Source organism: Rhodococcus sp. 114MFTsu3.1, from assembly GCF_000383555.1.
GTDB classification, from domain to species: domain Bacteria; phylum Actinomycetota; class Actinomycetes; order Mycobacteriales; family Mycobacteriaceae; genus Rhodococcoides; species Rhodococcoides fascians_E.
In genome coordinates, this window is record NZ_KB911545.1 from 377,276 (window position 1) to 395,853 (window position 18,578).

Sequence of the window (18,578 nt, forward strand, 5' to 3'; positions counted from 1 at the left end):
GCCGTCGGGGCGACTCTTGGTCCAGTCCTGGGCATGCATTGTGTAGGGCGCAATTAGTCGGGAGTAAAATGGCAGAGCATGATCAGGACGGGTTGGGTAGTCGGGTGGACGTACTTCACATCTCCGAAGCTTACGGAGGGGGTGTGCAATCGGCCATTTCCCGGTATGTCGAGAATTCTGTAGAGTTCGATCATCGAATTCTTGTAAGAATGAGATCCGAGCACAATATCGAAGAAAGCAATTCCATCGAGATATCCGGATTCTCTGGTTCCCTGCCTGCTTTTCTCTGGCATGCACGCGCAGTGATTCTGGAAACCAGGCCGCGAATCGTGCATTTGCACTCCAGCTTCGCTGGTTTATTGCGTACCTTCCGGTTTGCGGGCACCAAGATCATCTACACCCCACACGCTTACGCATTTCTGCGTCGAGATCAGAGCGCAGTTGCTCGCGCCGCGTACCTTGGCATCGAGACCATGCTGAGCAAGCGGCCACAGACAATCGCTGCAATCAGCCCGTTCGAGGCTGCCTCAGCAGCACGTCTCGCGGGTGGATATACCGACATCGCCTACCTCCCTAATGTCGCAGCTGATTCCGTTAAAATTCGGCACCACCGGTCGGTCGCGTCGAACACACCCGAAGTCGTGATGGTCGGCCGCGTATCCCCACAGAAGGACCCGTCGTTCTTCGCAGCCATGGCCAGGGCCGTCCGTACCGATATTCGCTGGCTATGGATCGGCGATGGTGACGAGGTTATGAAAGAAGAACTGCGGGACGCAGGCGTCGAGGTGACGGGGTGGGTGCAGAACAGCGACGTGCATGATCGCATTGCGTCGGCAGACCTCTACTTCCACTCCGCGAAGTGGGAAGGCGCTCCGGTCACGCTGCTGGAATCAGCCGCACTGGGCACCCCTATTCTCGCTCGCGGAGTCGAAAGTCTCGAAGGTCTCGGGTTCCCTCTCACGGCGGACTGTCCCAACGCAGCTGCCCGCGCCATCGAACGTTTCTTCGACGACGAAACCTACCGCCGCGATGCGGTGGCCGCGACACGCGAATCCGTCGATATCCACTCTGCCGGCGTCCAGTCCAACGCGCTCGGTTCTCTCTACCGTTGCGCCGGTCAGGACCCTCTGTGACTGCTTCAGCTCTGACGGTGTCGATGCCCGGCCGCATACTCGATCGCCACGTGGGCGGAAACACCACCTACGCGAGAAACCTAGCGGCGGGACTCTGCACGCGAGGAGTCGCCGTCGAATCCCTTCCATATACAGACAATCCTGTTACTACCATGGTGAAGGAAAGTGTCGAGGCTCGTCGGTATCCCGAGTCATACCGGGATGTGTTGCACTACGTAGCGGACACCGGTCCTCTCCTCCGTACCAGACGGCCGTCCGTCGTCACCGTTCACGGAATCGCCAGCAGGTGGATCGACGGTGTCCGCAATGCCCGACAGGAAGGCGTGTGGCGCACCCGGGTGAAGCGGGCTATAGCGTCGACAGACGCGTTGATCACGGTCTCGGAATCGAGCGCAGATGACATCAGCGACATCTTCGGTGTCGACCGAGCCCTCATCGACGTTATTCCGCACGGCATCGACTTCGAACTGTTCCGACAGCCAGCTGGGCTCTCGCCGGACGTCGCCGCGAAGGTGCCTGAGCGCTTCCTGCTCTACGTTGGGAATATCGAGCCCCGCAAGAACCTCGAAGCCCTCGTCGACGCAGTTGCCCTTGTGCGGAAGCTCGGCATGCCGCTGGTGGTGGCTGGAAAACCGGCATGGAACTCCGACTCCGCTCAACGAGCAATCGAGTCCAGTCCCGACGTGGTGTACTTGGGGTTCGTGTCCGATGAGGATCGATCAGCACTGATGCAGCGATGCGCGCTGTTCGTGTTCCCCAGTCGATACGAAGGCTTCGGGTTCCCCGTGCTAGAAGCGATGGCAGCGGGAGCGCCCGTCCTGACCTCGCACGCCGGCGCCCTCAGAGAAGTTGCAGGTCCAGCCAAGATCCTCGAGGCACTGGACGCGCCTGCGATTGCCGACGGCATATCCAGAGCGCTGGGCGACTCCGCCTGGCAGGAGTCCGTCAAACCGAAGGGATGCGCCTGGGCGTCGGGATTCACCTGGGACGCCAGCGTCGATGCGCACCTCGGCGTCTATAAGAAAGTTACGGAGAGATGACGGAAGTTCTGGTTCTGCACGCGTACAGCGCGAACAACGCTGGGGATGGGTTACTCGTCCACGAAACCCTGGCCCTCATCGCCGACGCAGTGGGCGCGGAGGCGCAGATCACCATCGCCGCGTCGCATCCCGAGACTTTCCGCGGGCTCGATTCTCGCATCGTCGACTCGAAACCAGGCAAAACCGGGTACTCCCGTGAATATCGACAGCTGCTGAGGTCGCTGGATCGGTTCGACCTAGTCGTCGGGGTTGGTGGCGGATACCTGCGGGCAGGTCACGCGTCGGAGATGCTGAAAGCGGCCGTGATTCACGGTCCGCAGCTGACCGCCGCCAGCCGAACTTCCACGCCTACGGTCTACATGCCGCAGAGTGTCGGACCGGCCAGTGGTCTGGTGAAGCGCCTGCTGAAGCGAAAATTAAGCGGCATCGACACCTTCTATGTCCGAGATGATCGCAGCGTTGTGGACTACTCGGCTGCCGGGGTGACGCGGGCGAGTGATCTGGCGATCCTCACGGCACCTCCGATCGAACGGCATTCACTCACGGTTGACCCCATACCGGTGGTGACCGTACGCGCAATCAGGGGACGCATCGCTCCGCTCGTCGCCGAATTCGCCCGCCAGTGCGGCCCGTTCGACGGTTACGTCCAGAGCGACACGGCCGGAAACAATGACGTCGACGCCATGAAGTCGCTCGATCCCCGGCGAATCGTCGGACGCAAGGAGTTGATGACGCCAGACTCGGGCGAGTCGGTCCGCGTCGTCATCGCCGTCCGCTTGCACGCAGCGCTGATGGCGCTACGGGCTGGACACTTCGTCGTTCACCTGGCGTACGAACGCAAAGGCTTCGGCGCGTTCGGGGATCTCGGCCTGGGCGCGTATGTGCACAACATCAACAAGTTCGAACCGGCTCGTGTGGCCGCTCAGATGCAGCACTTACTGACCGACGAAGAAACGCGTCGGCAGTACGCACAGACCGTCGACACCGCATTTGCGGCTGCCGCTTCGGGACGTTCGAGGCTGGTCGACGAGCTGCGCCGGGCAGCTAACTTTTCCCCGGAGGGGTCGCGATGAGTCGCGTCTTCGTGTGGGCAACAGGTCAGGACGACAATCTCGGTGACTCGGCTCTGCGCAGGGGGTATCTCGACGCGCTTCGTCGGCGAGGAAAGTTGACCGTGTGGCACGGGCCCGCGTCGGCGGGGTTCGTCACCGGCCTCGGCTTTCAGCCGGGTGACCGTCGGACAGGCAGTTATCGGTTCTGGTTTCTCCGGGCGCTTTCCACCGTCCTTCGTGTCCGCACCTTTATCGCCGTCAACGCCGGTGAGGTGCCCGTCTCCCGGATGGGAGCAGCGCGGATGACGACGCTGGTGCCGCTGATCCTTCTCGCCAGAATCCGAGGTGGCGGCGGTCTGTGGCTCGGAGCCGGTGTGCCCGATCCGCTCGGCGACCGGAGTCTGGCGGCGCCCTACCGCCTAGTGGCCGCAGTTTGCAGTGAGACTGGCTTCCGTGACGAGAGCTCACGGACCGTCGTTGGGAAGCGGCCTGTGATGCCGGACTGGGCATTTGCGCTGGGTACCGCCACCGCGCAATGGCCCGAGTTGAAAGAGCGCACGCTGATCACGCTGATTTTGCGTGGTGACAGGCCTGCCCCGTCCGAGGAATGGCTCGCCTGGTTCGCCAAAATGAGCGCGCGGCTGGGGCTCACGCCGGCGGTCGTGGTGCAGGTGCGCCGGGACTATCGGCGGGCGCAAGAACTGAGCACCGCGTACGCGCCGGACTACTTCGCGTGGTTCGTCGACGATCACGCCGAGCACGAAGCCAGTGTCCGCGAGGTCTACAGGCGCAGCGCAGTGGTCGTCAGCGACCGATTGCACGCGCTGATCTTCGCAGCAACGGAAGGTGCAGTGCCGATCGGCTGGGTCGAATCCTCGACGGGCAAGGTGCGTAGGCACTTCGACACGTGGGGAATGAGGTGGGTCGGAGCGAACGAGGGATCGCCCCCATTTCGTTTGCCGATGCTCGACGCCGGTCAACTCGTCGAGCTGCATGACAGGCTGATCGCCGCGGTCGAGGACTGCCGGAGGCAACTCGACGGCATTGCAGCTCCATGAGTTCGGTGACCAGCGATAACCTGGGCCGCAAAGCTGCCCGGGGCGCGTCGGCGACGATTGTCGGACAAGGTGTCCGCATAGTCATCTTGTTGGTGTCCACGATCGTTCTCGCCAGGATCCTCTCGCCCAGTGATTTCGGTTTGATGGCGATCATCGCGAGTGTGGTTGCACTCGGGGAGTTGGTTCGAGACTTCGGTTTGTCCACCGCGGCCTCCCGTGAGGCTGACCTGACGAAGGGGCAGCAGTCGAACCTGTTCTGGATTAACACGATTCTGGGTGGCGTGCTGACACTGGGTTCATATTTTCTGGCGGGCCCACTCGCAGCACTCTTCGGTCAGCCTGCCCTTGAGCCAATCATGCGTGCCGTCGCAATCGTGTTCTTGCTGGCAGGCGTGTCCACCCAGTTCCGAGCCGAGCTGGCGCGGCGGCTGCGATTCGGGGCACTCACGGTCGTCGACACCGCGCCCGTGGTCGTGGGCCTGATGGCCGCGCTGACCTACGCGGTGGCTGACACAAGCTACTGGGTACTCGTCGTACAGCAGATCGCAACGGCGGTTGCGGGTGTGATCTCGGCTGTTGCTATGGCGCGGTGGCGACCTGGTCTGCCAGACCGGTCGGCGTCGGTCCGTAGCCTGTTGTCCTTCGGCATCGGGTTGTTCGGCACACAATCTGTGGCCTATGTGGCTAAGAACGCCGACAATGTGGCCATCGGAATGGTCTGGGGCCCAGCTCCTCTCGGTATCTACAGTCGCGCATACCAGCTGCTGATGATGCCTATCAACCAGATTGCAGCGCCCCTCACCAGGGTCGCGGTGCCAGTCCTTACCCGAGTGGCCGACGACGCCGCGCGCTTCGGCCGATACGTCACCTCCGGTCAGCTGCTCGGCGGCGTCGTTCTCGGAATCGTCTACGGACTTTGCGCAGGTCTGGCAGACCCGCTGGTGCACATCGTCTTCGGTGAGCAATGGATCGCGATGATTTCCGTCTTTCAGCTCCTGGCCATCGGCGGAATTTTTCGTGCCCTCACACAGATCACCTTCTGGATCTTCCTCGCCAAAGGCGCATCCGTTGCCCAGTTCAAGTTCTACGTCGTCACCCAGCCCCTCGTGGTCGCGGCGATGCTCGGCGGGCTGCCCTGGGGACCTACCGGAGTCGCCCTCGGCCACACTGTCGGATACGCAGCCCACTGGATGGCGTCGTACTGGTGGTGTGGCCGAGTAACCGACACTCCGATGAGGGCGCTGTTCCGCGCGGGAGTCCTCAACATCGTTGTCTTCGCGATCCCGTCCATGGCGTTTTCCGGGGCCGCCGGGTACTTCCTGTCCAACGCTCTGATGGCGGTAGGAGTCGGCGTCGGCGCAGTATGCGTCTACCTACTTGTGATCCTCCGACTCACGGGGTACGGGCGGGGAGTGGCACGGATTCTGCTGGCCAGCGGCAAAATGGTGCGTGGGTGATGCAGGCCCAACCCAGTGGCAACACTCGGATAGGCTTCGAGTCCCGCGTCAGTTGCGTTTCCAGGGTTTAGTGCTGAGTTTGGCAAGTGCGTAACGCGGGTCGGCCGCGAACCACTGGGCCATCTGCGCTGCCGCAGCGATCCTTTCGCCGGAGGACCAATGCGCACGAGCGCGCCTAGCAGCCGCAGCCATAGCAAGGCGCCGCCTTGTCATCATTTCGATTTCGAGGCCCAGATGCTCGGCGTAATAGCGTCGAATAGCCTCCTTCGCCTCGATCGCCGCCTGAGCTGACTTGACCGATTTCCCTCCCGCCAGGCTGTAGCGGCATGTCGGCTCGTTACGAACGTCGATCGAGCCGATGAGCGAAAGCCGAATCAGCAGTTCGTAATCCTCGGCGTAGCGCGGCGCGAGCGCGGCAGGCTCCACCGTTTGCGCGCTCGTCCAGGCGGACCGCCGGACAACTGCCGCACATGGTGGCCACGGGCCGTGGCCGAAGGTCAGCAGCGTCTTGGAGTTCACCGGATTGAACCGGACAGGGAACGGTCGCTCGGAGCCGTCCGAGCCGACTCCGATGACAGTGCCCGCGGCCACTACAAGATCATGGTCGCCACGGAGCTTCTCCACCGAGGCTCGTACACCGTCGGGAATCAGGGAATCGTCGGCGTCGAGAAAGATCACGAAATCGGTGCCGATCGCGTGGCCGCCGCGCACACGTGCCAGCGAAGCACCGGAATTCGGCTGACGAATACACCGAGCGCCGGCTCTCTCTGCCCGCTCGGCTGTGTCGTCGTCAGAGCCGTCGTCGACCACGACTACCTCCGAGGCACCGGCGTCGAAGGCGGAGCGAACCGCACGTCCGATCGTCGCACTCGCTCGATAGGCCGGGATGACGACGCCCAGATCGCCTATCGTCACACCGTCGACTTCCCCGTTACGGGCGTCGGTGTTCGCAGTGTCGGCAGTGTGCGTGTGGGGGTCGATGATCGTGCTCGTTTCGGTTGTCGGCGTTGCTGGGTGGAACGGGTCGCAGGAGCGATGACCGCAGCCGCGGCCAGGATCGGCAGCCAGTACTGCTGCTGATCGTAGAACGCGGACGTAGCGGCGAACGTCAACATCGCAGCGATGGTCGCGGCGGGGATCCCGTCCTGCGCGCGGCGCAGGCAGCGAAAGATTAACGCGATCATTGCCACCGTGAAGGCGAGCAATACCGCGAACAACAACAGACCGCCCTGATACCAGCCGCGGAGAAGATAGTTGTGCACGACGGTGCTGCCATCGAAGGTTGCCTCGTTCACCCCGTCCATCCCCACCCCGGTCAGGGGGTCGTCGGAGATGGACTGCCAAGCGAAGTCGTAGGTTCGCTCGCGAACGTCGAGCGAGGCGACACCGTCGGACACGCCGGTAACAACGTCGATGCGCTGCTCGACGCTACCGGTGAGAACGGTGGTGTCGTAGCCGAACGTCGACAGAACGACAAATGCCGCCGTCGCTCCGCCGATGACGAGGAGCGCTGCACGCAGCGTTATCCGCATGCACACCAGAAGAACGGCAACGCCGATCACGGCGGCCATGAGCGAACTCAGACTGCCGGTGGCGAGCAGGGCAGCGACGTTGATTGTGCCGACCGCCAGCAGCACGAGACGACGCGAACCGTGGGCGCGGGGAAGAGCAGCGATGCAGACAATGATGGCAAGGGCGCACATGATCCCCAGCACGTTGGGATGCACGGCCAAACCGTTTGCTCGGCCACTGTTCGCGGCCCTCCCAAGAATACGTACGCCCGTCACCTGCACGAGGCCGGCCAGCGCGGAGAATGTCTGAACCGCAAGGAAACCCGTAAGTGAACGACGAACGAAATGCCTGTCCTGTAGAGCAAAGTATCGAATCACAAACGGCGACAGCCCGATCAACAGTGCAACTTTGATCCCGACGATCGCACTGGCGACGACCGATGTGGTGGTGCCCGCAACGACAGCAGCCATCGGCACGACGAGGAGAGCGAGCAGCCACAGTCGAGAAAAAACTGGTAACGCGACTCGGCCCAGGATGATGCAGAGCACGATCAGCGCCAGCACGGCGTAGGGAAACAGTGCACTGACGTTGGTCATGATCAACCGGTAGACCGGAAGAGTCGTTGCCACACCAATCCACAGTATGGAGCCCAGCGTTGTTCGCGGGGGTTCCAGGGCGCCCGCGGCAGGCTCGATCTCCGCGTCTTTTCGATGCATCCCGACAGCCATCCTTGCAACAGGTATTCATATCGACGGACAACCAGTCTATTCGTTTACGCGTGTCCGCGCTGGGGGCGAGTGCCTGATTGACGGACGTAAACAGAAGTAACGGCTTGTTTGCCATTCGTGACTGGTCTGGGTGCGTGTTGAGAGTTTGCTTTGCCTACCGAGGGTTCGTGCCTGAGAGCGAACGCGCAGAGCGCCTCAGTATGAAACATTCCGAGAGCCTGGTAAAGCTAAGGAAGTTCCGTCGGACTAGGTGCTTGTCGAGAGTAGCAGTCGGCTGACTCGATTCACGGACAGAAGCTGGGGAATCTGATTGTTCTCAACACTGAAAAGACTGCGCTGCAGCTATTGTCGGGTTTTGACGACCGCGCGCTATGTCGAAGTTCTTTGTATTCTAAGCGGACTGTCCACCAACGCTTTGAATGGAGCAGTGGTGAAAAAGGCTTTGATTACGGGGATCACCGGTCAAGACGGTTCGTATCTGGCGGAGCTTTTACTTGCGAAGGGTTACGAAGTACATGGACTCATAAGGCGGGCGTCGACATTCAACACGGCGCGTGTCGAGCACCTGTATGTCGATCCACACGAGACCGGTGCCAAGCTGTTTCTTCACTACGGCGATCTCAGTGACGGTGCCCGTCTGGTGACGCTCATGGCCGACATCAGGCCTGACGAGGTGTACAACCTCGCTGCGCAGTCGCACGTCCGAGTGAGTTTCGACGAGCCCGAGCACACCGGGGACACCACCGGAATCGGTTCGATTCGCCTGCTCGAGGCAGTGCGGTTGACGGGCGTGCAGTGTCGGTTCTACCAGGCGTCGAGCTCGGAGATGTTCGGTGCCAGCCCACCTCCGCAGAACGAGGAGACTCCCTTCTATCCGCGTTCGCCGTACGGCGCGGCAAAGGTGTATTCGTACTGGGTCACCCGCAACTACCGCGAGGCGTACGGCATGTTTGCCGTCAACGGTGTGCTGTTCAACCATGAATCACCCAGACGTGGGGAAACTTTCGTGACCCGCAAGGTCACACGCGCAGTGGCTCGGATCAAAGCCGGCGTCGAAGACTGCCTGTACATGGGCAATCTCGACGCGATCCGTGACTGGGGCTACGCGCCCGAATACGTAGAGGGCATGTGGCGCATGCTGCAAGCCGAGACACCTCAGGACTACGTGCTCGCCACCGGTGGAAACTACACCGTCCGCGATTTCCTCACCGTCGCCTTCGAACATGCCGGGCTCGACTGGCAAGAGCACGTCCGGTTCGACGACCGCTACCTCCGGCCTACCGAGGTGGACGCCCTCGTCGGCGACGCCAGCAAAGCCGAGAACGACCTCGGTTGGAAGGCATCGGTACACACTCCCGAGCTCGCGCGGATCATGGTCGACGCAGACATCGAGGCCCTGAACTGCGAGGGAAGGCAGTGGATCGACACTCCCGTGCTGAAGGACTGGGCATGACGACCGTCGATATCGGCACCTGGAACACGCCGCTCGACCGGGATGCTCCCTTCTACGTCGCCGGCCACCACGGACTGGTGGGCTCGGCTATCTGGAGGCATCTGCAGGAGCGAGGTTTCACCGATCTCATCGGTCGAACCTCATCGGAGTTGGACCTTCGCCACAGGGAAGCGGTGTTCGAGTTCTTCGAACGTAACACTCCGTCGACGGTGGTGCTCGCGGCCGCCAAGGTCGGCGGAATTCTCGCCAACAGCACCTACCCCGTCGATTTCATCTCGTCGAACCTGCAGGTGCAGGTCAACGTACTCGACGCAGCGCTGGAGCACCGCGTCGAGCGAGTGTTGTTTCTCGGTTCGTCGTGTATCTATCCCAAGCTTGCACCGCAGCCGATTCGGGAGGAGTACCTCCTGACCGGACTGCTGGAGCCGACGAACGACGCATACGCGATCGCCAAGATCGCGGGCATACTTCAGATTCAGTCGGTTCGAAAGCAATACGGATTACCGTGGATCTCGGCGATGCCGACGAATCTGTACGGACCGGGCGACAACTTTTCGCCCAAAGGCGCGCATGTTCTCCCGGCCCTTATCCGCCGATACGAGCAAGCGAGAACAAACGGCGACGAGGTCGTCACGAACTGGGGGACCGGATCGCCGATGCGGGAGTTCCTGCACGTCGACGACATGGCTTCGGCCTGCCTGCACCTACTCGACCACTACGACGGTCCACAGCAGGTGAACGTCGGAACCGGAGAGGATCAGACCATCAGGGAGATCGCGGAGATGGTTGCCGAGGAGATCGGTTACGAAGGCCGAATCGAATGGGATGCAAGCAAACCCGACGGCACACCTCGGAAGCTTCTCGACGTGTCCACACTGAAGGCGTCGGGATGGAAGCCGTCGATTCCGCTGCGAGAGGGCATCGCATCGACCATCGAGTGGTACCGCGCCAACATAGACCGTGTGCGTGAGTGATGGGGATTCGAGCTGTTCTGGCGGAGGATCTCGCCCAGGTGGTCCGAGATATCGTGCTCAACAAGTTCATCTCGAGCAGTGCGGTTCCGCGGCGCCTGCGTACGGTGCTGCTGCGTCAGACCGGACACGACATCCATCCGACGGCCCGGTTCAACCCGCACACGTTTCTGGGGTCCTGGTCCGGTCTGACCATGGGTGAGAACACGTTCCTGAACTACAAATGCTTCCTCGATCTCGGTGCGCCCATTACTCTCGGCGACAATTCCGGTCTGGGGTACGAGTCGATGCTCATTACGTGCAGCCACGACGTGGGACCGGAGTGGCGGAGGTTCGGAAAGCCGGTCAACATGCCGATCGTCATCGGTGAGGGCGTGTGGATCGGATCACGCGTCATGGTGCTTCCCGGCGTCACGATCGGTGACGGATGCGTGGTGGTGTCAGGCAGTGTGGTGACCTCCGACTGCGAGCCGAACAGTGTGTACGCCGGTGTTCCGGCGAAATTCAAGCGTCGATTGACCACCTCGGACGATATGCACGACGTATTGATTCAAGTCGGCGAACCTGATTCGACGGCCTGACCGGACGCGGTGTCGGGTTATCGGGTCCCATCTCGACAATAAAGGGGAAAGTGAATATCCAATACGTTGCGGCGCCTGAGGAATCGGACATTGCATAATCGGTGGCTTCGGCTATGTGCTGCGCGGCAACGGATCCGAGGATAGGCTCGCACGGAAAGCAAGTGGCGGGCGTGCGTTTCGCGGTGTCGATTGGGGTGGGCATTTGAGCGTTACGTATCGCGTGAATGTCGACGACTTTTCCGGGCCGGATTCGGGGAAATCCAGCTCCAAGAAAATCGACGTGACACTACGTCGGGGGGATGGGCAAAACAGATGGCAGCAATCGGGGCGCCAGGCACGGGTAACGCCGTCGCGCGTAAGGCCGACTCCGTCGCCGGACCGTGCTCGGCTGAGAATGCCCGAGCGTGCGTGCCTGTTCGCGCTCGGTGCGACGTCAGCGTTGCCGTTGATGAACTTCACCGTCACCGGTTTCTCCTTCGTGTGTGTGGCAATCGCCCTCGCGTACTTCCTTCCGTCGGATCGTCGGCGCACCCTGCTGCCTATCGCGCTCGCCGTCGTCGGTACTGCTGCCTACCTGGCGTCTGCCTGGATGAACGACACGGACCCGTTGTCGCCCAACGTTTTTGCGTACGCATCGTTCGCGTTGTACTTCTGCGGAATTTCGGTGTTGGCCAGGGACATCCAACGAATAGCGACCGTCATGCTCGGCATCGCGTGCGGTTCGACGGTGTTCTTCGTTCTGATAGGTACATTTCTCACGGCGACGGGCTCGATCACGGACCTGTGGAAGTACGGCGTCGCACCGGCGGCGACGGTGTTCGTGCTGTATCTCGGAGCAGCACGCGGCGCACGATGGCCCACGGTAGCGGTGCTACTCATCGGCCTTGCCGGCATGAGTCTGATTCTGAACTACCGATCGCACGCCCTGGTGTGCGGCGGAGTCGCCCTGCTGCTGGCCCTCTCGAAGTACAAGGGTGGCACCCTACCGCTGGTCGCGCGACTCGCGACCGTGGTGGCGTTCGGTGCGCTGTTCTCGTGGCTGCTCGAGTTGGCCGCGCGCGACGGACTCCTGGGGCAGTCGCTGCGCGAGAAGGTGCTGATGCAGTCCGACGGCTCCCTCCCCATGCTGCTGGCCGGTCGAACCGAGCCACCGCTGTCTCTGACCGCCATCCTTCAGCGACCGCTGCTCGGGTGGGGCAACGCCGACAACATTTCTCGCGAGGCCTACGTGCACGCTCAGCACACGGCCATGCAGATCGGATTCGATCGATCGTTCCCGTTCGAGTACGCCTGGAAACTGCCCAACGGGTCGTTGTCCTTGCACTCGATTCTGCTGGGCTCGTGGGCAGAGGCGGGAGTGCTCGCGGCCGTGGTGCCGTTGTGGCTGCTGTGGGCCTGCTACCGCCTCATCTTCGTATCGGGGGCGGCTGGGGTCTGGACACCGCTGCTGATGTACCTCGGCATGCAGGCCACGTGGGACATCCTGTTCTCCCCGTGGTCGTACAACCTTCCCGCCGTGTTCGCTGTCATCGCGTGCAGTTACGTGGCGTTGCAGACACCGGGGCGTCACCGAACCGGTGCGGCCATCGACTACCGCCTGTTCCGCTCCCTTCGCAACCGGACCCCGACTCGGAGGGCGTCATGAAACCGCACCGAACAGGACCGACGGTAAGCGTGGTCATTCCCACGATCGGTCGTGCAAGCCTCTACGAGGCGGTCGAGTCCGCCCTGAATCAATCCGCTCCCGTCCACGAGGTCGTGATCGCTGCCGACACCGTGGCGACGCTGAATCTGCCCGAGGACAGCCGAATTCGCGTGATACGCACCGGCCCGGCGTCGGGCAGCGCGAACGCACGCCAACGCGGAGTGGCGGAATCGACCGGCGAAGTGATCGCCCTGCTCGACGACGACGACCTGTGGCACCCGTTCAAGCTGGAACGTCAGCTCGACGAGATCGCCGACCTGGGTGACGCCCTGTGGGTGGTCACGTGCCGGTGCGCCGTCCGCGCCCGCGGCCGCAGAGAACGAATCTGGCCGCGCAACACCATCGGCGAACACCAATCGGTAGCCGAGTATCTCTTCCGGCTGGACGGGTTCACGATGGGCGGCGGAATGATGCAGAGCAGCACCCTCTGCTTTCCGCGATCCCTGGCGGCGACGGTACCGCTCAACTTCGCTCCCGACTCGATACACGACGAGCCGGGGTGGCTGATGTCCCTACAGGACCACGTTCCGGACTTGACGTTTCGGCACGTCCCGGAATGCTTCTCGATCTACAATATCAGCGACGACTCGGTCTCCAACCGCAACGACGACGTGTCCGAGGACTACATCGCGTGGGGTCGCCGGAATCTGACACGGTCGAGTGCGCGAGTGCGAGGCGACTACTACCTGTTCAGCGCCGTCACTGCGGCGGCGTCTGCCCGATCGCTGCGAAGCATTCGAAGAGCGGTCCGGATAGGTTTCACCGAAGGCCGGCCTGGCGCCGGTGCAATTGTCTACGCCGCTGCGCAGTTCAGCAGAACCGCAGTGCAGCACGCGATGACGAGTCTCTCTTCCGGGGCGGAGGTCTCTCGTGCGAGCTGACCCGAGCTTGAGCGTCGTCACGATCAGCTTTCGCGACCTGGACGGATTGCGTCGCACCACCGAAAGCGTGGCGAGGCAACGTTATCCCGCGATCGAGCACATCGTCATCGACGGTGGTTCCGGGCCCGAGGTGACCGACTACCTGACCCGCAGCTCGCCGTCGTACTGGGAATCGAAGCCCGACGCAGGCCGCTACGACGCGATGAACAAAGGGATCTCGCACGCAACCGGAGACGTGGTGTGGCTGATGCATTCCGGTGACTGCTTCGCCGGACCCGACGCCGCCGCGGCAGGTATCGCGGCCCTCGGCGCTCGGCCGCGCAATTGCTGGGGATACGGAAAGGCGCGGATCGTCGGCGACCCGGCCCGAGAGGGCCTGATCTGGGGGTACAGCCCGTTCGACCTCCGTGGGTTCGCGTTGGGAATCCGACCGATTCCGCATCAGGCGACGCTGTTCGGTGCAGACCTCCTGGACCGACTGGGACCGTACGACACCGAATTCGGGCTCGCCGCCGATCACCTGTACATGCTCGGGGCCGCCACCGTCGAGCACCCCGTCGTCATCGACGAAGTACTGTGCGACTTCGACGCCGGGGGTGCGGGCAGCACCCGATCGCAGCGCGACCACTACGACGACATCCGACGCGCCTGGGACCGAGCGAACTACTACCCCTTCGGCAGAAAAGACGCTGCGACGGCCTACTCGCGATTGGTCCAGCTGACTGCCCGAGCCAAGCAAGTTGTCCGAAGCAGGCGTATCAGGGCGGGGGAACCGGCATGAGCGGACGTCACCGCAAACCCGAGGACGAGCCAGAACAGCGCACCGGGCTCGACGCGACCGAACGCAGAGCCGTGTTACTCAGCACGGTCTTCCGAATCCTCGGCACCCCTGTCGTCGCTGTAGCCGGACTTGTCAGCGCCGGGCTCGTGATCCGGGCGACCGGACCGTCGACGTACGGGCTGGTCGCTCTAGTCGCCACTGTTGGGCTGTTGCTGCCGTTCGCGGACCTCGGGATCGGTGCCGTCGTGACCAGTGCGGCATCGAGATCCCGCAATCCGGCCGAGAACCCGTACGCCCTTGCCGTCATCCGGCGTTCGTACCGCGTGCTCGCCAGAGTGTCGGTGGCGGTAGCCGTCGCGGCCGCCACGATCATGGCTGTCGACGGGTGGGGGACGTTGCTCGGCATCACCACGGGACCCGACGACCGTCTCGTCGTGACGCTCGCAGTCGTCCTGTTCGGACTGACCATCCCGGCGGGTCTCGGACTACGGATTCTGATCGGTGTCGACAGGGCTCAACTGGTCGTGGTCGTCATGGTCAGCAACTCGCTGTTCGCGCTTGCGGTCACCGCAGGAATGTACGCGGGTGGTGTCCGCGGAATCTGGTACGTCCTGCCTCCACTGGCAGGCGCGTTGCTGGGCAATCTGGTGGGCACCGTCGTCGCGCTGCGAGTCTCCGGGCTGGGCACCACGGTGTTCGAGCGTAGTTCTCGAGCGGTCTCGACGAAGGGACTGCTGGAGGGCTCGCTGTGGCTGTTCATCGTCAGTGTCGGCATCCCGTTCGGGCTGCAGGTACAGCGAATCGTGCTCTCGCACCTGTCCACTCCACTCGAACTGAGCCGGTACGCACTCATGGCGCAGCTGTACGGGCTGTGCTGGTCGGTGTTCTCGATGGCGGCGCTTGCCTTCTGGCCGATCTTCGTCAAACGGCGAGGAGCAGCCGACGAGACCGTGCGGCTCTGGCTCGGCGCCACCATGGGCTTCGGACTGCTCGCGGCGCTGGCATCGATTCCCCTCGTCGCGATCAGCCCGTGGCTGGCCGACGTGCTCTCCGACGGAAGCATCGACGTCAGTGCGACCTTGGCCGCGGCATTCGCGGTTCTGCTCATCGTGCAGTGCTTCCACCTTCCTTCGGGGATGCTGCTGACCACGCCGTCGGAGGCCAAGTGGCAGGCCGGATGCCTTGCGGCGATGGCGGCCGTGACGACACTGCTCGCCGTCGCCATCGCTCCGACCTACGGCGCCCCCGGCGTCGTACTGGTCACCGCAGCGGCAGTCATCGTGTGCCAGTTCATCCCGGACATCGCGTGGATTCCCCGCCTGGTGAATCGGCGTCGACCCGAACCCGACAATCAGCAGGTGCCGGTCGCTGTCGGGGCGGGTGTCGCATGATCGATCCGTCGAAATTCCTGCCGCTGTTCCGAATACTCAACCGGGTCAACCAGGACGCGTACATGAACGTCGCGCTGACCCTGCTGAGACGGTCCGGAGTAGAGGTACTGGGACGACCACTGTGGATCTCGTCGTCGGTGTTCCTCGACAACTCCGGTCCCGGTTCCATCAGCTTCGGCGACCGATGCGTGGTGTCCGACGCCGTCAAGATCCTCACCCACGACTTCTCGCTCGACCGCATCGCCGAGGCACGAGGCGATCTGCCGCCGGACGAGGAACTGTACCGACGAGCACCGGTGAAGATCGGGGCACGGGCGTTCGTCGGACTCGGAACGGTGCTGATGCCCGGCGTCACCGTGGGTGCCGACGCCATCATCGGCGCCGGGTCCGTCGTGACGATGTCGGTCGACGCCGGGGACGTGGTCGCGGGGAACCCTGCTCGCAGGATCTGTAGCACCGACGAGCTGTGGGACAAAAGGAGATCGGAATTCGACGTTCGGAAACGGAGAAGCTGATGCGCGTCACCCTGATCGGTCTCAACTACAAGCCCGAAGTCACCGGCATCGCGCCCTACACCGCAGATGCGGCAGAAGGACTCACCGAACGCGGCTACGACGTGCACGTCGTCACCGGGTTCCCGCACTACCCACAATGGATCGCCGACCCCCGCTACGCAGGATCCACCATCACCGAAGTGGTCGACGGAGTACCCGTCGTGCGGCACCGGCACTACGTGCCGGACAGCATGACCGTCACCCAGCGCACGCACCTGGAGATGTCGTTCGGTAGCAAAGTGGTCCGGAGCCATCTACCGTCGGCCGACGTGGTGGTGTGCGTATCGCCTGCACTGGTGTCGACGGGCTTGATCTTCGCGCGGCTCAAAGCGCAGTTGATTCGTCCCGCGCTCGGCGTGTGGGTTCAGGACCTCTACAGCCGCGGCGTCATCGAGACCGGGACGCTGCACGGCCCGAGCGCGACGGCGACCTCCAACCTGGAGTCCGGGATCCTTCGGGCCGCCGACGGGGTTGCCGTGATCCACCGGCGCTTCGCGGGCCACGCGATCGACCACCTCGGTGTCGCCGAGCACAAGGTCAGCATCATCCCCAACTGGACGCACATGCCGGCAGCGCCGCCGATGGATCGCGATCACGCCCGCGATCTGCTGGGATGGTCTCGCACCGACGTGATCGCGTTGCACGCCGGCAACATGGGCTTGAAGCAAGGACTGGAGAACGTCGTCGACGCGGCCCGCGAATCGGACCGACTGGGCGGGCCGGTGAAGTTCGTGTTGATGGGCGACGGCAATCAGCGCGAACATCTCGAGGATCGCGGCAAGGACGTCCGGTCGCTGACGTTCGTTCGGTCGTTGCCGGAGAAAGAGTTTCGCGCAGCCCTCGCTGCTGCGGACGTGCTGCTGGTCAACGAACTACCCGAAGTCGCTGAGATGTCGGTGCCGAGCAAGCTCACGTCGTACTTCGGCAGCGGATCCCCGGTGGTTGCCGCCACCGCGGCGGGCAGCGTCACCGACCAGGAGATTCGGGCGGCAGGTGCGGGAATACGCGTCGATCCGGCGCAACCTGCAGCGTTGGTGCGGGCCGTGGCCGAGCTGGCTGCACATCCCGAATACGCTGACACTTTGGCGCAATCGGGGCTCGAATACGTCCGACGCTCGATGTCCAGAGAGGTCGCCATCGACAGGCTGGAGACATGGTTGCAGCAACTGTCACGCGCTCACCGCAACAGGTTTCGAACCGCGTCGAACGCAGGCTTGGGGGTGTAGTCGCTACGGAGGAGCCCGTAGTTGTACTCGGGGCTGGGGTCTGCGGTTGCAGAATCACGGAGATCGAAGACGAAAACAGGCCCAGCGTAGTCGAGTTGGTGCAACGTCTCGATTCCGTCGACCAGGATCTCCGCCTGACGCATCTCGTCGACGCCGGGATAGGTGGGAACGGTGGGTGCGCCGAATTCCGTGAACCAGATCTGTTTCGCAGTGTCGCCATAGCGGATCATGACGTCGCGAACGCGGGCGATCTCGTTGGCCGAGTCCCACTCCGCTGTAGGCTCGCTGAGCAGAGCGGGCGTGCTGTACGGATGCATCGACACAGCGTCGAACGTGCTACCGCCCGCACATCTGTACAGAGCCTCGACGAACGTGGCTGGGGCAAGGCTGTTCACGGAATCGACGGCAGGGGAGGTCGATCCGGTGACGATCACTGCGTCGGGAGCCGCCGCGCGAATCGCACGTGAAGTGGCAGAAAGAAGCGAGCAGTACCGCTCCGGGTGGGCGCTCGGGCCGAAGGTTGCGGCCACGTTGGGCTCGTTCCACACCTCCCACGCGGTGATCCGGTCGCGATACCTGTCCGCAGCCGCGCCGGCGAATGCAGCGAACAGTTCAGGGTCCGCCGGTGCCGGATGCGCCGTGAGCGCATACTCCGGCGGCACCGCCCAGGTGGGAGACCACGTCACAACACCGAGAACAGGTAGACCGGCCGAGAGTGCCGCATCGACCTCCGAATCCATGGCGCCCCAGTCGAGCTCGCCTCGTTTCGTCTCGATTTCGGACCATTCGACCACCAGGCGCACGCCGTCGAATCCTGCCTGTGCGGCAGACTGCAGGTCACGTTCTGCAGTGGTGCCCGGCATGTCCACACTCGCGACGTTGGTGGCCACACCCACCGAATTCCAGATCGAAACAGGATCAGGCGCCGTTACCGGACTCGGTTCGGGCACTTCGCTTGTCGAGCACGCCGCAAGCAACACCACTGCCGTCGACGAGGCCGCTACCGCATGTCCGAATCTCACGGAAACAAGTATGCCGGGTGGACACAAGCCTTG

17 protein-coding genes are annotated in these 18,578 nt (G+C 63.1%); 14 read left to right on the forward strand and 3 right to left on the reverse strand.

Annotated features, from left to right (window positions below; translation table 11 throughout):
• The first annotated feature begins 68 nt into the window (after positions 1 to 68).
• Genes H292_RS0104800 through H292_RS0104820 form a run of 5 tightly spaced genes read left to right on the forward strand, consistent with a single transcriptional unit; the run spans position 69 to position 5,740 of the window.
• The gene (locus tag H292_RS0104800) at positions 69 to 1,133 is read left to right on the forward strand and encodes a glycosyltransferase (RefSeq protein WP_231383758.1); all 1,065 of its coding nucleotides are present in this window, start codon (positions 69 to 71) and stop codon (positions 1,131 to 1,133) included.
• Between the two features lie 50 nt (positions 1,134 to 1,183).
• Positions 1,184 to 2,173, forward strand: a complete 990-nt coding sequence (locus H292_RS0104805) for a glycosyltransferase family 4 protein (protein ID WP_231383759.1) — start codon at positions 1,184 to 1,186, stop codon at positions 2,171 to 2,173.
• On the forward strand, positions 2,170 to 3,246 hold the full coding sequence (locus tag H292_RS0104810; protein WP_020110635.1) for a polysaccharide pyruvyl transferase family protein: 1,077 nt from the start codon (positions 2,170 to 2,172) through the stop codon (positions 3,244 to 3,246). Before H292_RS0104805 ends, H292_RS0104810 begins: the two co-directional genes overlap by 4 nt.
• A complete protein-coding gene (locus H292_RS0104815) occupies positions 3,243 to 4,283 on the forward strand; it encodes a polysaccharide pyruvyl transferase family protein (RefSeq protein WP_020110636.1) in 1,041 nt (346 codons plus the stop codon). The genes H292_RS0104810 and H292_RS0104815 overlap by 4 nt, the downstream gene beginning before the upstream one ends.
• Positions 4,280 to 5,740, forward strand: a complete 1,461-nt coding sequence (locus H292_RS0104820; RefSeq protein ID WP_020110637.1) for a lipopolysaccharide biosynthesis protein — start codon at positions 4,280 to 4,282, stop codon at positions 5,738 to 5,740. The genes H292_RS0104815 and H292_RS0104820 overlap by 4 nt, the downstream gene beginning before the upstream one ends.
• A gap of 48 nt (positions 5,741 to 5,788) precedes the next feature.
• Here H292_RS0104820 and H292_RS0104825 read toward each other — a convergent pair whose 3' ends face one another.
• Positions 5,789 to 6,655: a glycosyltransferase family 2 protein gene (locus H292_RS0104825; RefSeq protein WP_020110638.1), complete on the reverse strand. Its 867-nt coding sequence runs from the start codon at positions 6,653 to 6,655 to the stop codon at positions 5,789 to 5,791.
• A complete protein-coding gene (locus H292_RS0104830) occupies positions 6,652 to 7,881 on the reverse strand; it encodes an O-antigen ligase family protein (protein ID WP_141215405.1) in 1,230 nt (409 codons plus the stop codon). Before H292_RS0104830 ends, H292_RS0104825 begins: the two co-directional genes overlap by 4 nt.
• Before the next feature lie 529 nt (positions 7,882 to 8,410).
• Between H292_RS0104830 and gmd the strand changes: the two genes are divergently transcribed.
• From gmd to H292_RS0104875, 9 genes are all read left to right on the forward strand, one after another.
• Complete coding sequence (gene gmd / locus H292_RS0104835) at positions 8,411 to 9,433, forward strand: GDP-mannose 4,6-dehydratase (protein WP_027498612.1); 1,023 nt, start codon at positions 8,411 to 8,413, stop codon at positions 9,431 to 9,433.
• Entirely contained in the window at positions 9,430 to 10,407 is a 978-nt protein-coding gene (locus tag H292_RS0104840; protein ID WP_020110641.1) for a GDP-L-fucose synthase family protein, read from the forward strand. Before gmd ends, H292_RS0104840 begins: the two co-directional genes overlap by 4 nt.
• Positions 10,407 to 10,985 (forward strand): acyltransferase, encoded by a 579-nt coding sequence (locus H292_RS0104845; protein WP_231383774.1) that lies wholly within the window; start codon positions 10,407 to 10,409, stop codon positions 10,983 to 10,985. Before H292_RS0104840 ends, H292_RS0104845 begins: the two co-directional genes overlap by 1 nt.
• Positions 10,986 to 11,379: 394 nt before the next feature.
• Entirely contained in the window at positions 11,380 to 12,630 is a 1,251-nt protein-coding gene (locus H292_RS0104850) for a hypothetical protein (protein ID WP_020110643.1), read from the forward strand.
• A 29-nt stretch (positions 12,631 to 12,659) separates the two neighbouring features.
• Positions 12,660 to 13,571, forward strand: coding sequence for a glycosyltransferase family 2 protein (locus H292_RS0104855; protein ID WP_020110644.1), 912 nt, complete (start codon positions 12,660 to 12,662; stop codon positions 13,569 to 13,571).
• On the forward strand, positions 13,561 to 14,352 hold the full coding sequence (locus H292_RS0104860; RefSeq protein ID WP_020110645.1) for a glycosyltransferase: 792 nt from the start codon (positions 13,561 to 13,563) through the stop codon (positions 14,350 to 14,352). Before H292_RS0104855 ends, H292_RS0104860 begins: the two co-directional genes overlap by 11 nt.
• Entirely contained in the window at positions 14,349 to 15,743 is a 1,395-nt protein-coding gene (locus H292_RS0104865; protein WP_020110646.1) for a lipopolysaccharide biosynthesis protein, read from the forward strand. Before H292_RS0104860 ends, H292_RS0104865 begins: the two co-directional genes overlap by 4 nt.
• Positions 15,740 to 16,258, forward strand: coding sequence for an acyltransferase (locus H292_RS0104870; RefSeq protein WP_020110647.1), 519 nt, complete (start codon positions 15,740 to 15,742; stop codon positions 16,256 to 16,258). The genes H292_RS0104865 and H292_RS0104870 overlap by 4 nt, the downstream gene beginning before the upstream one ends.
• Positions 16,258 to 17,523, forward strand: a complete 1,266-nt coding sequence (locus H292_RS0104875; RefSeq protein WP_020110648.1) for a glycosyltransferase — start codon at positions 16,258 to 16,260, stop codon at positions 17,521 to 17,523. Before H292_RS0104870 ends, H292_RS0104875 begins: the two co-directional genes overlap by 1 nt.
• Here H292_RS0104875 and H292_RS0104880 read toward each other — a convergent pair.
• A complete protein-coding gene (locus H292_RS0104880) occupies positions 17,475 to 18,545 on the reverse strand; it encodes a cellulase family glycosylhydrolase (protein ID WP_231383760.1) in 1,071 nt (356 codons plus the stop codon). The two genes, H292_RS0104875 and H292_RS0104880, sit on opposite strands and share 49 nt — an antisense overlap.
• Positions 18,546 to 18,578 lie beyond the last annotated feature (33 nt).